The sequence below is a fragment of the Streptomyces sp. NBC_00247 genome (genome assembly GCF_036188265.1).
In the GTDB taxonomy this organism is placed as follows: domain Bacteria; phylum Actinomycetota; class Actinomycetes; order Streptomycetales; family Streptomycetaceae; genus Streptomyces.
Genome location: NZ_CP108093.1, coordinates 4,721,783 through 4,735,478, shown reverse-complemented (window position 1 = coordinate 4,735,478; position 13,696 = coordinate 4,721,783). Strand labels below are relative to the sequence as shown.

Here is a 13,696-nt window from a genome sequence, read left to right as displayed (position 1 = left end):
TCACAGCCCACACCCGGCCCCCGTAGCTCAGTGGATAGAGCAGGCGCCTTCTAAGCGCTTGGCCGCAGGTTCGAGTCCTGCCGGGGGCACTGCCTGAAGCCCTCCCAGATGGGAGGGCTTTTCGCTGGTCAGGGCAGGTTTCGGCGGGGACGGTGAAGCCCCGGACCCTCCCCCGATGATCAAGGAAAAGTCCGGGGCCGTACGGCTGTCACCGGGGTTCTGCGGGTGGCTGTGCCGAATACGTGCCGAAGTTTTCCGCCGTCCCGTCAGCCTGCGGGCGGCGGTTCGGGTAGGTCTCCCGCCGCTTCGAGCCGCCTCTTGAGATCGGGAAGTTGTCCTTCCACGCATCGCGCGTACGTGGCCAGAAGCACCGGAACACTATTGCCCGCCCAGTCCGCGACCTGGGCCGGCGGGACGCCGTCATTCAGCCACTTCGTCAGGCGCGTGTGCCGGTTGTCGTACACCCGCCGTCCGGTGGGCGATTCGATGACATGTGGAGCCAACACCGCCTCGCGCGCACTGCGCCAGGCCCGCCGGATCACCGAGCCCGCGAGGACGCCGCCTGTCTCACCCTGGAAGAGGAGATCACCGGGCTGGAGGGCTTCGTCCGCGATGTGCTGCCGCAGGACCCGCGTCAGGGCGGGATGCCCCGGCACTGTGCGTGTCTCCCCCTCGGCACGGCCCTTGAGGTCGCGTTCCTCGTGGATCTTGCCGGTGTCGGTCCACTGCTTGCCCACCTCCGGGGTCGCCGTGTGGATCAGCAGTTCACACCACTGGTCCGCGACACCCAGCGCGGGTAGCGACACGTCCTTGACCCGCATGGCCACGGCTTCCTCAGGGCGCAGACCGCAGTAGTACAGCGTCACGAAGAACGCGTGCAGCCGCTTGCCTCCGCGAGGCCGTCGCCGTATCCAGTCGAGCAGGGCCGCCGCCTGATCGGGGTTCATCAGCGACCGCTTGTCCACGGCGTTCGTGGTCTTGGCGACGGCCGTCGCCTCCTTCCCCTTGGGGAGCGGGTTGGTCCGCAGAACGCGCCGGCGGATCGCGTGCTTCATGACGACGTTGAGGATGCGGCGGTGACGCTTGCGCGACCAGGCGGCGGCTTGCTTGCCGTCAAGGCGCGTGTCGATGGCTCGTAGAACCTCGTCGACCTTGCCAGGGTCCTCCCAGGTCGAGACGGGCAGCGAGTTCCGCTCCACCCATCGGAGGATGGTCTCCACGTCGTCAGGGGCCGTACTCCGCCGGTTCGTGTTGAACGCCCACTCGCGCAGCGCGGTACGCACCGCCACGGGCTCGAACTGGGCAGGCCGGGTGCGCAGAAGCGCGATGGTGGTCGCGGTCAGCGTCTTCGCGAGGTTCTTCCGGCTGTTGCCGCCGAGTTGGGACCAGCGCGCGTCCACGTACTCGGTGGCGAAGGCGTACCAGCTCACGGCGGCGGACTTCGAACGATGCGAGACCGGCAGGCCGGTCGCGATGACGAACGCCTCACCCTTGCCCGTCGCCGTGATGAGTCCGGAACGGAAGCCCTCGGCGAGCGCGACCGTGTCGAACTGCTCGCGCCAGCGTTTTCCGGCGACTTCCCATCGCACCGTGTAGCTGGACTTCCGGGTGCCCTTGTAGACGTAGATCTTGTAGACCTTGACGTCGTAGGTCGTCTCCATCAGGCGGCGTCCTCACGGTCGTCAAGCCAGTGGTCGAGGTCGAGCCGTCGAATTCTCAGGTCGCCGTTCGGCAGCTTGATGCAGCGGGGCGCCCGGTGCTTGGCCCGCCAGTCGTAGAAGGTCGAGCGCGAGACGGCCAGTTCGTCACAGACCTCGGCGAGGGTGAGCAGCGTGGTGCGGGACCGGACGGCGGTGGTCATGACTCGCTCCCTTCGCTCCGGAGGGCGTCGCGGGCGGTCTCCCGGTTGAGCTGGAGGTCCCGGGCGATGGTGGCGGCGAGTGCGGCCTCACCCGGGGTGTGGCCGTGGCCGGCGTACTGCCAGTCGGTCAGGACGAGGACGGTGTCCGGCTCCCGGTCGTCGAGGTCGAAGGCCGGTGATTCCTGAGCGGCGCGGTAGTCGGCGCGAGCTTGGCGAAGGGCGCCGAGGGTGGTCGAGTACGTGCGCGACTTGGACGAGAAGTGCCCGCGGAAGCCGAGCATGTGCGCCCAAGCCCAGATGCGCCGGTCCGGGTAGAGCGGGTCCAGATCGCGGCAGGCGACGATGAGACGCCGGGTGTGGTCCGGGACCCCGTGACGGTCGAGTTCGGAGAGTTCGCCGATGCGGTGGTCCAGGGTGCCGGTGTTCTCGGCGGCCTTGGTGGCGTACTTCGCCACGTAGGAGGCGACGGCCTGTTCGCTGAGATCGGAGCCGCCGTCGAAGGCTTTCACCGGGCGCACGTCGAGCTGTCGGCCCCATCGGAAGGTACGGGCAGGCTGGTCGCCGGAAGCGGGGATCGAGACGGATGTGTACGTGTGCGCGGCTGCGGCACGTATCGCGTCGGTCAGGAGCGCGACCGTGCCCCACGCGGGCGGAGGCGTCCCCGGACCGGCCGGACCGTCGAGGCGTACGACCGCGTGGAAGTGCAGGGCGCCGCGCTTCTGGAACTCGGCGACCTTGCCGTACGACAGACGGACATGGGCGGCGAGTTCGCTTCGCGGCAGGCCGGCGCGGGCGGCGAGTTCACGGCGGAGCCGGGTGGTGAAGCGCTGCCAGAGCTGTCCGGCGAGGTTGTTGAAGAGCACGGCGCCCGCGTAGTCGTAGGTGTCGGGGTCGAGGGCCGTTCCCAACTCCGGTGCGTTGGCCGCGTGGTGGGTGCCGCAGCGGCAGGTGCCGTGATCGGGGCGGTTGTGGACCGGGCCGAACGAGGGAGCCGTGAGGGTGGCGAAGACGCGCGGGTGGTCGCGGACGCTCGCCGGGATGTCTCGGCGGTCGTCCCCGGCCAGTCCGGCGCGGATCAGGTGGTAGGTGTCGCCCGCGTAGGTCCACGCGCAGGAGGGACAGCGGGACGCGCGGCGGTTTCCGCAGGCGATGCGGAGGCGTCCGCCCGGTTCGCCCGCCGTGGAGTAGTGGTGCAGGCTCTCGCCGGTGGTCTTGTCCTTGTGGAGGACCCAGCCGCTCAGGTGGATCGGGTCGGCGCAGCCGCCGGTGCGGCGGATCTGGTCCTCCCAGCGGGGGTAGCCGGGGTCCGAGGCGACCCGGAGCACGTCGCCGAGGACGATCGGGTCGAGCGGTCGGACAGTTGTGGGCGCATTCTTCGTCGTGAACGGGGCCCGGTGGGGCATGCTGAAGGTTCCTTCCGGTTGCGAGATCGGACGGGTACGGCTCCCGGGCGGCGGATGCTTGGCGGTATCAGAGCCGCCCGGGGCCGGTCAGACGTGGCAGGAAGTGGGCTGGTCAGCGCCGCTTGGTGCCGGACGCGAGCAGGGAGCGCAGCACGACGGCGCAGACCGCGACCGAGGCGCCCGTGATGGCGACCGCGAGCAGCAGGGAAACGAGTACGGCCCCGAGGACCAGGACCACGGCCGTACCGGCGCCGACGAGGGCGAGCACGGCACCCGGGGTGATCTGAACGACCGGGCGGGCCGGCTGCGGGACGACGGTGGGCACCGTCGGCAGGACCGGGGCGCTCGGAGTGACGGTGGTCGGCTGGATGACGGCGGGCGGCGTGATCAACCCGGTGGGCTGCGGCATGGTCGGAACCTTGGGCTGGAACATGAGCGGGTCTCCTTTCGGGGTTACTTGACGGCGGGGTCGATGACGGAGGCGAAGAGGCTGTCGGCGAGGAGGTAGCCGCCGAGGAGGAACACGCAGACCAGCCACCAAGGCGGGCGGACGAGCTTCACGCCGAGATAGCCGACGACCACGAGCGCGAACCAGAGGGGGACGTCCATGGGTGGTGCCTCCTAGCGGACGGTGCAGCGGTGGGTGCGGGCAGCGAGCTGGGCGGCGGTACGGCTGGAGTAGTCAGCGGACCAGCCGCAGCGGTCGGCGGTGCAGACGGCGGCGTGCACGGTCCGGCCGTTGCGGTCGCGGTGGGTGCCGATCTGCACGGGGCCGATCCGCATCAGGGAGTGGAAGTTGTCGCGTGCGGGCATGGCGGTCTCTCCTTGCTGGTCAGGCGAGGTGGGAGGCGATGGCGGCGGCGAGGTGGGGCGGGACGCCGAGGCGAGAGCGCAGGGTGTCGGTGTCGATCGGAGAGCCGGTGCGGTCGCGGTACTCGTCGGCGACCTTGCGGGCGTGATTGACCAGCGCGGCGGGGACGGGCGGGACCGGGGAGGGCTGGACGGGAGGGGCGGACGCTTCGTCGTCCGGTACCGGCACCGGGACGACGTCAGCCGGGGGTACGGGGCCGGTGTCGACCGTGTCTTCGACCGCCACCGCGTCCGTAGCGGTGGCCGGCATCATCGGCTCCCGGCCCGTAGCCGAGTGAGCCAGGAGGGTGCCGCCGAGGAAGGCCAGCGCGGGCCATCCGGCGATGCCGAGGCGGAGCGGGGCGGGCGGGTCGGCCAGGTCGAGGAATCCGGCGGTGGCGATGTTGGCGCCGAGCGAGGCGACCAGCGCCACCAGGAACCAGCACCAGGCCAGTCGGGACGGCCCTTCGGCCCGGAGCCGCCGCCAGGCCGCGACAAGGAGGAGGTCGACGCTGACCGGGTAGGCCCACGCCTTCCAGCCGTCCTGCCCGGCAGCGGCGGCCAGGTCGTGCAGGTGGGCGAAGGACAGGGCCCCGGCGATCACGGCTTGGATCAACACCGCGTCGATCCGGAGACGGGACCGGGCGCCCATCAGAAGCCCTCACACGGGCCGCTGTCGGGGTCGTAGCCCTCCGGGAGCCAGTCGATCGGCGCGACGAGCAGCGACACGGCGAGGGACTGGCTGACGATCTCCGCGAAGTCGAGGTCGGCGCCGGGGGTCTCGGCGTACAGGGCGGCTTGACCGAGCAGGCGCACGGTGCGGACGAAGTCCTCGCAGTCCGGGCACATGGTGGTTCTCCCTCTCTGGGGCATGGCGGGGGTAGGGACCTGGCGCAAAGGCGGTCGCGCCGACCGGGAAGGGTGGAGGAAGGCTCAGGCGGTGAGGGGCGGGAAGGCTCAGGCGGTGGCGGTCGGCGAAGCGACGGCCGACGGCACGGGAGCGGAGACGACGAGAACGGGGCGGAAGGCTGCCAGTTCAGGCAGGTCCGGGGTCCGGTCGGCGTACCGGTTGCAGAGGTTCACGGCTTGGCGCAGCGAGGTGTGCGGGGCGCGGATGCGATGCCACCCGCCGGACGAGTCGCCCGCTATGGCGATGCCCTGCTTGTCAGCCGGTATCTGGATGGCGGCGAGGACGGCGTCCGGTGAGATGTCGCCGAAGGCCATGTTGGCGGAGGTCTCGTCGTTGACGCGGTGGGCGGTACGGCCGGTGAGCTGAGCGCGGAGCATGGTGATGCCCTTGCCGAGTTCGGAGCCGAACCGCTGCCCGCAGATTTCGAGGTAGATGCCCGCGGCCCTGCCGAGCTGGGCGAGGCGTACGAGGGCGGTGATGATGCGGTCCCGGCGCTTCTCTTCTTCCTTGCTCGCGTACAGGGCGAGTTCGGCGACTTCATCGACCAGGACCACGACCGGGGTGGGGCGCAGGTCGTCGGGCAGGTCCCAGATGTCCGCGGCGATCTCCGCATCCGGTAAGTCGGCGGTGATCCGCTGCTGGACGCGGATGAGTCGGTAGACGTCCGCCATCCGTTCGACGAGGGCGTCGAGGAGTTCGGCGGCGGCGTCCGGGTTGTCGGCGAGCGCGGAGAACCGGCGGGCCAGCGGGAACAGTTCGACCCCACGCTTGCAGTCGATCCCGACGAGGGCGACGTCCATCGGGGCGAGACCGGCGACCAGGTTGCGCTGGTAGACGGACTTCCCGGACTCCGTGGCCCCGAGCGTGAGGGCGTGGGGTATCGCCCGGTAGTCGCGGTAGTGCACCGCTCCGTCCTCCCGCAGGGCGACCGGCACACGCATCGGCCGGGTATCGACCTTGGCCGGCATCTGCACCCGCTTCAGCACGTCGTAGCCGGTCATCCGCACTTCGACCACGCCGGACCGCAGCTCGCGCGAGGTCACGCCGTACATCGAGAAGGAGTGCCGGAGCCGGTCCGAGGCGGCGGAGACGTCGAAGGCGTCCTGTCCGGGGCGGAGCTTGAGGCGCAGGACCAGGCCGGTACGGGTCGGCCGCAGCCGGAGGATGCGCGGTGGACGCGGCTCCGGCATCTCCCGGTTGGTGACCCGCGCCAGGGCGAGCCGCCACCGTGCGGGCGGAACGGTGAGCCCGCACGCATCCATGACCGAGCCGTACCGGACCAGGACCCGCAGGGCGGCCAGGGTGGCCCCGAACGCCAGCCAGTACCAGGCGGGGCGCCGCCACCGCAGGAGGCCCGCGACGGCGACGACGAGCACCAGGGCGACCATGAAGGTGGTCATGGTCAAGCCGCCTTGGACCCTGCGGAGGCGGCGGCGAGCGAGGTGACCGCGACGGCGCGGAACGCGATGCCGTGCCGCTTCTGGCCGTTGAAGTCGTTCTCCCAGGGCCGGGCGATGAGCCCCGTGAGCGCGACCGGCGAGCCCATCACCAGCTCACCGCTGATCCCGGTCTCCGGGACGGTGACGGACAGGATCTCCACTTCGTCGTTGGCCGCGAACATGACGTCGACCGTCATGAGCTTCGCTCCGGTCTCGGTGTCGGTGGCGATCTCGCCGGTACGGCGGTCCCGCAGCTTCACCTGCGGGGACTTGGCGACCATCACGACCGCGCTGGAGGTGTCGACAGGAATCTGACGCACAGCAGATCACTCCTCTATATGTGCTGGACTCCGTCACTCATGTACATGAGTGACATGAAGAAGAGTGCATCACTCCTATACATGAGTCAACCCGCCGCGAGCAGGAACTCACGACGGGTTGTGAGGAGTTGAGCGCGCGTCAGCTGTCAGCGGGGATGCGGTACTCGAAAACGAACTGGTCAGCGGCCATGAGGGTGTCGCAGACCTCCACCACGAGCCCCGCGGCGGTACGAGCCTCACGGATCAGATGGACCACCGGCGTACCCGGGCTGAGAGCGAGCTCCACTGCCTCCGCCTTCGAGGCCGGACGCGCTTGCAGCGTCTCGACGAACTCCGCGAACTCATGCCCGTGATCTTCGAGTCGGGCGTAGATGCCACCACCGCCGGGGTTCTCGGCGAACAGCTCCGGGATGTCCTTCACAACCTCCCAGGGGAGGTAGGACGTTGCGGTCTCGACCGGAGTGCCGTCACGGAAGTAGAGGCGGCGACGGGCCAGCACCTGTTCGCCGGCGGGGACGCCCAGCCGCGCGGCGGCATCCTCGGGTGCTTCCATAGGCCCGATGTAGAGGACGCTCACCTTGGCGGTGGCACCGGACTGAGCGGACTCCGCGAGGTAGGCAGCCTTACCGCCCTGTCGGAGCGAGCGCCGGAAACGGTCGGACGAACGGTGCCGCACCGGTGGCCGGTTCTTCACGATCGAGCCCTTGCCGTGCCGGGTCTCGACCAGGCCGCTCGCCCGCACCTCGACCATGGCCTTGCGGATCGTTCCGCCGGAGACGCCGTAGCGGTCCACCAGCTCGGATTCGCTCGGCACCATGTCCCCGGCCTTGAGAACCCCCGCCCGGATCTGCTGCACGATCTCATCCGCGATCTGCACGTACCGGGGGCCGGAACCGACCCCTCCCGCCGCAGTTCCCATAGTCCTTCTCTGCCTCCTATGCTCCTCTACATGAGTCAATCACAGGAAGCGACCACCCCTCCCCTGCACTCCGTGTCCGTTGCCGGAGTAGTGGTGCGCGAGGACGGGCGACTCCTGGCGATCCGCAGAGCCGACAACGGCACCTGGGAACTCCCCGGCGGCATCCTCGAACTCGACGAGACTCCGGAGGCCGGCGTCGCCCGCGAGGTCCTGGAGGAGACCGGCATCCACGTCGAGATCGACGAACTCACCGGCGTCTACAAGAACATGACCCGCGGCATCGTCGCCCTGGTCTTCCGCTGCAAGCCGTCGGGCGGGGCGGAGCGCACATCCGGCGAGACCACGGCCGTCTCCTGGCTCACCCCCGACGAGGTCACCGACCGCATGAGCGAGGCGTACGCGGTACGGCTCCTGGACGCGTTGGACGGGAACGGGCCCCACGTCCGGAGCCACGACGGGAAGAACCTGATCCCAACGGGATAAGACTTTCTCTACTTCATCAAGGCGGCTCGCTCCGCTCGCCGCGCGCTCCCCGGCTCACCGCCGGGGCCCGACGCTCCTGCCTTCGGCCCGCTCTGGCCCCGGCTACGCCGGTCGCGCGGCTGAAGCGAGCACCGTGGTGGGGAGAAACCCTCTGTGGCTGGGGCGGTCGGCTCCACGGCTTTAGCCACCTCCCCGGTTCGGGTCCCGCGCCGAGCAAGACCAGGGGGCCACTCGTTCAAATTCCGGGCAGGTCCACAGCCTGCCCGAGTTGCCGGCCAGCGTACGGCCCCCTGATCATGCTCGACCCCAAACCGGGCAGGACACCGGCCAAACCCGCTCCGCCGACCTCAACTGCACACCAGCGAGTCGGCATGTTCGATCCGCCAGAAGAGACGTCTCTGGAAAGCGCTACCGCGCACGCTCACAACCTCCTAGCATGTGACCCCGACCACAGTAAGGGGGCCCCATGGAATCGTTCGAAAGCGATGGGCTTTTTTGGCTGCCCGACGACGAAGAAAACCGGGTGGCAGGGCGCATCTCATTCGACCCCGCGAAGGGAACTCTTCTTACGCTGATCGGAAGCTTCTCCGAGACGCACTTCGGCGAAGATCTCGACGACACCATAAACAGGGAAGCCATTCATGGCGTCGCAGGAAAGAGGTACCTAACCCTCGTCAATTGCAGACGCGTAAGCGGGCGCTTCGAATCCCCAGGATTCCAACGAGAGGACTATCGAGCTGAATCTCTCTTCGCAGGCATGGGACTACTAGACCCAAACGATCTCCGATTCGACCAAGTAACAGTAGAATTCAACAACCTATTCGACTGGATGTCACAGACCGCCGTATCGCGTGAGTACGCAGTCAATGACTCATCAAAGAAACTAGAGAGAGCAACGCTGACCCTAAAAACGATTCCCACCGAGGAGATCTCTGCCGAGGGCTTCAAGTTGGCCATAACAAACTCATGGAAAATTCTTGGAAGCAAGCAGAATCCGGGCTTCGAGCAAGACTTCAGCTTTCGAATTACCTACGACCATGAGGTCGAGTACTCGAAAATCAAGCATGACATTTCCTCCCTCCAGGACCTACTCACTGCACTCACAGACTCAACCGCAAGTCCGACAGGCATTGGACTTTGGGTTTCAGACTCGGATGAAAACGAACCCAAAAGCAGAAGAGTAAGGGTTAGCGCTTACGGTCAGCAGTCTACGAACCCAACGGCGACACCAAAGGCATCCCATGAGATGCTTTTGAACTACCAGCAAGCTGGAGGGCTTCAGGCGCTGGTCAGATGGCTCGAATTCACTCGGGACCGCCGAGTCGTGCTCGGGCTTTCCCTTTCTTCTCGCTACAGGCAAATGTACGTGGAGAACAAGTTCTTCAACGCTGTCTCCGCAGCAGAAACACTCCACCGAATGGAGTTTCCCAACGAGGTCAGCCCGGCCGCAGAGTACAAGAATTTTCGCAAAATGATTGTTCGTTACGTGCCCAAAAAACATCGTGGATGGCTCAGCCAACAGTTGGCCTATTCGAACGAGCCTCGATTGAGGAATCGCCTCAGGGAACTTGCCGAGTTTGGTCAACTCTCCACCATCATCGGGTGCGAACCCAAAGAGTGGGCGGACATGGTGACAAATTCACGCAACCGAATGGTTCACCACGACAAGGGCAAGGGTGCCGGAGCATCCTCAGCAGAGCTCTATTGGCTCTCGGAGTCTCTGCATTTGCTTGTTCTGGCATGCCTAATGAGGTTCTGCAACTTCAAGGAGGGATACCTCGAAACGATGCGAAATAACGACTCCGTACAATTCACTGCCGAGCAAACTCAGGAAATAATCGCAGCGGCGAAATCGGCGTAAACGGCCCATCCCGGCCTCGAAACGCAACAGATGGGCGCACGGAGGTCCCCAACTGTTGCCAGTTGGGGACCTCCGGCACCAGGTCTAGTAGTACCGTCGCCTGATCAGCTGGATTCCGCCTTCGCGGATAGCGACTGCTCTGTTCAAACAGGGCGAGATTCACTTGGTCCCGAGAAGCGGCTCCGGCTGACCGCCACACGTATCACGTCTCGTAGCGCTTGGGTCAACTCCCCGCAACCTCTCGCAACTCCTCCGAGCACGCATCGTCGTCGCCAAGGACATCAACCGCCCACCTCGAGAGATCAGCGGCCAGGCTCATTTGGGTCGCTTCAATCGTGTCCGCCAGGCGGGACAAGTGGCTATCATCGTCATTTGTGCTTAGGTAACAAGACTTTTCCTCCGGCCCGACCCACGGGAGCAGGCGTAGTTCCCTTTGTTCCATCATGGCTGCGATGGCCCCTCACTGGCTGCGTGGTGGACGATGAAGACCGCGTCGGTGCGGTCTCCCGGGAAGGTCAGAAGCGCGGCTTCCACAACGCGCCCAGCGGAGTCAGTGGCGGCGCGCGTGATCGCGAGGACTGCCGCGGTTGGACTGATCCGCAGCGCCGAGACTTCGTCCGGTGTCGGCGGGCGGGCACAGACCGTCTCGCGGACCTCGACCGGCGATGAACTCAGCACGGCGAACCGCTTGGCCGCTTGCTCGTACGAAGGCTCCTCGCCCAGGAGGCCGGCGTGGGGCAGGTGGTGCGGGAGATATATCCGGGCCAGGCCGAGTGGCGACGCCCCCTCATGGCTAACGCAGACGTACTCCGCGACGGGGCTGCCTGAGGGCACGTCCAGCAGGCCGGCCAGAAGCCCCTGCGCTGGAACCGTGGCCGTGCGAACGGTGACTCGGAGCGAGGCGTCCGCGGCGGTCCACGGGTCGAACGTCCCCCACCCGCCGACGTACATGAACCTGCGCAGAGGACGGCGAACGAAGTTCCCTCGGCCGTGGAACTTGTCGATCAGCCCTTCCCCCTGGAGCACAGAGAGGGCACGCCGCAGGGTTCCCGTGCTCACCGCGTACTGCGCGGCCAACGCCGGCTCGGACGGGAGGCGTTCGCCGGGGCCGAGACGGCCGGTCGTGATCTGTTGCCGTAGATCGTCGGCGATTTCGCGATGACGGAAGGGCACCGTCGGGTCACCGCCTTCTCATCATGCGCACGGCGACAAAGCGGGTCCGCGGGTGCATCGTCAGGAGTTCGCCGGAGTCGAGAAGGAGTTGCTTGGCTCCGTGGGGCAACTGGAGGAGATTGGTCACGCGGCAGGCACGGCCGCCGACTTGGATGATGTCCCCGCACAGGACGGTGGTCGAGGTGATGTCCACATGCGACGCCAGGAGCCGCCCAGCCCCGTTTCCCCTCACCGTTTGTGCTCCGCCTGTACGGGGCGGCCGGACTGCACATGGCAGGGGCAATCGCACACCTCGTAGACCAAAGGGAGGGCGATGGGTGCTAGGAGCGCCGGAAACTCCGTGCAGGCGTCGTGGGTCCCGACCCGACAGGTGGCCGAACGGTAGGGAGGGTCCTCGATCGACGCGACAACGCCCCTCAGGCGCAGAGCCATCAGGATGCCCCCGTGAGCGACGACCAGGCCGCGGCGGACAGGTGGGGAGCCACGAACAGCGAACGAGGCTGCGTGCGCTTCTCCCAAGCCGCCAGGACGTACGGGCGGACGAGCGCGGAGTCCTCTCCCGCGAGCGCGTACCGGTGGCGCCCGCTGTCGCCGTCCGAGTCCTGGTTGACCCTCGGCGCGTGAGCGGGTGCCGTCACGCTGGCTCCGCCAGACGGCCTGGTGGGTACTTCCAGCCGACGATGCCGACCCTTGAACGCGTGCCCGCTTCTGGTGATCGAGAGGGCACGGCGGATACGGTTGAACATGCTGTTCAGCTCCTATCGCTGATAGCCCGGTCCCCCGACATAGCCCGTCGTGGGGACCGCTTTGCGTACGACCGCCCAGAGGGTGCGGACGTTAGAACTGGTGGCGAGGAGGCCGAATCGGTCCGCCTCGCCCACCGCCGCCAGGACCTCGCCCCAGGACTCGGCCGGCAGGGATTCCGGGACCGTCGCTTCGACCGCCGTGTACCGGGCGTGTTCCTTGATGCGTGGGCGCAGCCCGAGGGCGGACAGCCGAGCAGCGATCGACGCCGCACTTACTCCCGAGCTGGGCACAGGCAGCCTCCGTTAACAGCGATCACTTTGAGTGAAGCTAGTTAACTAGATTAGGGCTAGTGGACTAGATTTTCCATATGCCTGAGCAAGCGCCTTATCTCCGCATCGCCGACGAGCTGCGGCGGCGGATCGCAGAGCACGTCTGGGAACCCGGAGACCGCCTGCCGTCCCGCGCCCAGATCGGCCAGGAGTACGGCGTGGGCGAGAACGTGGTGCGCCGGGCGCAGGAACTACTGATCTCCCAGGGCCTGCTGGAGGGCCGCGCGGGATCGGGCACCTACGTGGCCGAACCCAGGGAGCGCGTGCGGATGGTCCGCTCTTCGGCGCGCGAGCAGCCGGACGGTTCACCGTTCCGGGCGGACATGAAGGCCGTGGGCAGGCAGAGCGACTGGGAGAGCCGGTCCGACGTGAAGGTCCCGGCGCCGGCGGACATCGCGGCGCGTCTCGGTATCGCCGAGGGTGATCTGTGCGTCCGGACGGTGTACGAGTTCCTGGCGAACGGGCGGCCAGTGCAGCTGTCGACGAGTTGGGAGCCGTACGAACTCACGGTCGGCACACTCGTCGTCCTCCCCGAGGGAGGCCCGCACGCCGGGGTCGGCGTGGTGAACCGGATGGCCGTCATCGGCATCACTGTCGGGCACGCAGTGGAACAGCCGGAGCCGCGCGGGGCAACCGCGGAGGAGGCGTCACTCCTCGGCATCCAGAACGGCGCGTACGTGACGCACATCCGCCGGACGTACTACTCCGACCAGGGCCGGCCCGTCGAGACGGCCGACATCGTGGTGCCGGTCGCGCACTGCGAGATCGTCTACGAGATCCCGATCAATCGGTAGTAGACCCCGGCCAGTCGGAAGCGCCGGAGGAGGCAGAGCCAATCATGGGCGCCAGTCGAATGTGTGCCGAAGACCCGTCGCAAGGGCGAGACAGTCACGCTGAGCAGCAGGTCAGACAGGGTACGGACCGAAACGCACCAAGCGCCTTCTAAGCGCTTGGCCGCAGGTTCGAGTCCTGCCGGGGGCACTGCCGAGAGCCCTCCCCATCGGGAGGGCTTTTCGCTGGTCAGGGCAGGTTTTGGTGGGGGCGGCGAAGCCCCGGAGTCCGCCTCTGCGATCAAGGTCGGACACCGGGACCGTACGGCTGTCACCGGGTTTTTGCGGGTGGCCGAGTCGAATACGAGTCGAAGTTTTCGGCGGACGGTCAATCGGCGTCCGGCGGCTCCGGGAGGTCCCCCGCCGCTTCGAGCCGCCTCTTGAGATCGGGATGTTGCCCGTCCACGCACCGCGCATAGGTGGCCAGAAGTACCGGAACACTGTTGCCCGCCCAGTCCGCGACCTGGGCCGGCGGAACGCCGTCATTCAGCCACTTCGTCAGGCGCGTGTGCCGGTTGTCGTACACCCGCCGCCCGGTGGGCGTCGGCCCACCCTGCCGCGGGGACGATCAG

At 67.4% G+C, this 13,696-nt stretch carries 17 protein-coding genes and 2 tRNA genes; 5 read left to right on the top strand and 14 right to left on the bottom strand.

Features of this window, described 5'->3' with window-relative positions; translation table 11 throughout:
• Window positions 1–16 precede the first annotated feature (16 nt).
• Window positions 17–89: transfer RNA gene (locus OHT52_RS20480), tRNA-Arg, on the top strand.
• Window positions 90–266: 177 nt separating this feature from the next.
• On the opposite strand, the gene OHT52_RS20475 is transcribed toward OHT52_RS20480, so the two are convergent.
• The 11 genes from OHT52_RS20475 to OHT52_RS20425 form a co-directional block, all read right to left on the bottom strand.
• Window positions 267–1,661, bottom strand: coding sequence for a tyrosine-type recombinase/integrase (locus OHT52_RS20475; RefSeq protein ID WP_328721634.1), 1,395 nt, complete (start codon window positions 1,659–1,661; stop codon window positions 267–269).
• Window positions 1,661–1,861: a helix-turn-helix transcriptional regulator gene (locus OHT52_RS20470; RefSeq protein WP_328721633.1), complete on the bottom strand. Its 201-nt coding sequence runs from the start codon at window positions 1,859–1,861 to the stop codon at window positions 1,661–1,663. The genes OHT52_RS20475 and OHT52_RS20470 overlap by 1 nt, the downstream gene beginning before the upstream one ends.
• A complete protein-coding gene (repSA, locus tag OHT52_RS20465) occupies window positions 1,858–3,264 on the bottom strand; it encodes a replication initiator protein RepSA (protein ID WP_328721632.1) in 1,407 nt (468 codons plus the stop codon). Before repSA ends, OHT52_RS20470 begins: the two co-directional genes overlap by 4 nt.
• A gap of 112 nt (window positions 3,265–3,376) precedes the next feature.
• The gene (locus OHT52_RS20460; RefSeq protein WP_328721631.1) at window positions 3,377–3,697 is read right to left on the bottom strand and encodes a SpdD-like protein; all 321 of its coding nucleotides are present in this window, start codon (window positions 3,695–3,697) and stop codon (window positions 3,377–3,379) included.
• 20 nt (window positions 3,698–3,717) lie between these two features.
• Window positions 3,718–3,873 carry a hypothetical protein gene (locus OHT52_RS20455; protein ID WP_266704398.1) on the bottom strand — a complete coding sequence of 52 codons (156 nt, stop codon included), beginning with the start codon at window positions 3,871–3,873 and terminating at the stop codon, window positions 3,718–3,720.
• Window positions 3,874–3,885: 12 nt separating this feature from the next.
• Window positions 3,886–4,077: a mobile element transfer protein gene (locus tag OHT52_RS20450; RefSeq protein ID WP_328721630.1), complete on the bottom strand. Its 192-nt coding sequence runs from the start codon at window positions 4,075–4,077 to the stop codon at window positions 3,886–3,888.
• A 19-nt stretch (window positions 4,078–4,096) separates the two neighbouring features.
• Window positions 4,097–4,765, bottom strand: a complete 669-nt coding sequence (locus tag OHT52_RS20445; RefSeq protein ID WP_328721629.1) for a DUF2637 domain-containing protein — start codon at window positions 4,763–4,765, stop codon at window positions 4,097–4,099.
• A complete protein-coding gene (locus OHT52_RS20440) occupies window positions 4,765–4,962 on the bottom strand; it encodes a hypothetical protein (protein WP_328721628.1) in 198 nt (65 codons plus the stop codon). Before OHT52_RS20440 ends, OHT52_RS20445 begins: the two co-directional genes overlap by 1 nt.
• 108 nt (window positions 4,963–5,070) lie before the next feature.
• On the bottom strand, window positions 5,071–6,423 hold the full coding sequence (locus OHT52_RS20435) for an FtsK/SpoIIIE domain-containing protein (RefSeq protein ID WP_328721627.1): 1,353 nt from the start codon (window positions 6,421–6,423) through the stop codon (window positions 5,071–5,073).
• Window positions 6,424–6,425: 2 nt separating this feature from the next.
• The gene (locus tag OHT52_RS20430; RefSeq protein WP_328721626.1) at window positions 6,426–6,782 is read right to left on the bottom strand and encodes an SCO3933 family regulatory protein; all 357 of its coding nucleotides are present in this window, start codon (window positions 6,780–6,782) and stop codon (window positions 6,426–6,428) included.
• A gap of 139 nt (window positions 6,783–6,921) precedes the next feature.
• Window positions 6,922–7,701 carry a GntR family transcriptional regulator gene (locus tag OHT52_RS20425; protein WP_328721625.1) on the bottom strand — a complete coding sequence of 260 codons (780 nt, stop codon included), beginning with the start codon at window positions 7,699–7,701 and terminating at the stop codon, window positions 6,922–6,924.
• 18 nt (window positions 7,702–7,719) lie between these two features.
• Here OHT52_RS20425 and OHT52_RS20420 point away from each other — a divergent pair, with 18 nt between their 5' ends.
• Window positions 7,720–8,184: an NUDIX hydrolase gene (locus OHT52_RS20420; protein WP_328721624.1), complete on the top strand. Its 465-nt coding sequence runs from the start codon at window positions 7,720–7,722 to the stop codon at window positions 8,182–8,184.
• 466 nt (window positions 8,185–8,650) lie between these two features.
• A complete protein-coding gene (locus OHT52_RS20415; protein ID WP_328721623.1) occupies window positions 8,651–10,045 on the top strand; it encodes a HEPN domain-containing protein in 1,395 nt (464 codons plus the stop codon).
• Between the two features lie 441 nt (window positions 10,046–10,486).
• On the opposite strand, the gene OHT52_RS20410 is transcribed toward OHT52_RS20415, so the two are convergent.
• From OHT52_RS20410 to OHT52_RS20395, 3 genes are all read right to left on the bottom strand, one after another.
• Complete coding sequence (locus OHT52_RS20410; protein WP_328721622.1) at window positions 10,487–11,218, bottom strand: GntR family transcriptional regulator; 732 nt, start codon at window positions 11,216–11,218, stop codon at window positions 10,487–10,489.
• Between the two features lie 431 nt (window positions 11,219–11,649).
• The gene (locus OHT52_RS20400) at window positions 11,650–11,856 is read right to left on the bottom strand and encodes a hypothetical protein (protein ID WP_328721621.1); all 207 of its coding nucleotides are present in this window, start codon (window positions 11,854–11,856) and stop codon (window positions 11,650–11,652) included.
• Between the two features lie 120 nt (window positions 11,857–11,976).
• Window positions 11,977–12,255: a hypothetical protein gene (locus OHT52_RS20395; protein WP_328721620.1), complete on the bottom strand. Its 279-nt coding sequence runs from the start codon at window positions 12,253–12,255 to the stop codon at window positions 11,977–11,979.
• A 77-nt stretch (window positions 12,256–12,332) separates the two neighbouring features.
• Between OHT52_RS20395 and OHT52_RS20390 the strand changes: the two genes are divergently transcribed.
• Both OHT52_RS20390 and OHT52_RS20385 read left to right on the top strand, forming a co-directional pair.
• A complete protein-coding gene (locus OHT52_RS20390; RefSeq protein ID WP_328721619.1) occupies window positions 12,333–13,088 on the top strand; it encodes a GntR family transcriptional regulator in 756 nt (251 codons plus the stop codon).
• Window positions 13,089–13,196: 108 nt separating this feature from the next.
• Window positions 13,197–13,272 (top strand) — tRNA-Arg (locus OHT52_RS20385).
• The last annotated feature ends 424 nt before the right edge of the window (window positions 13,273–13,696 follow it).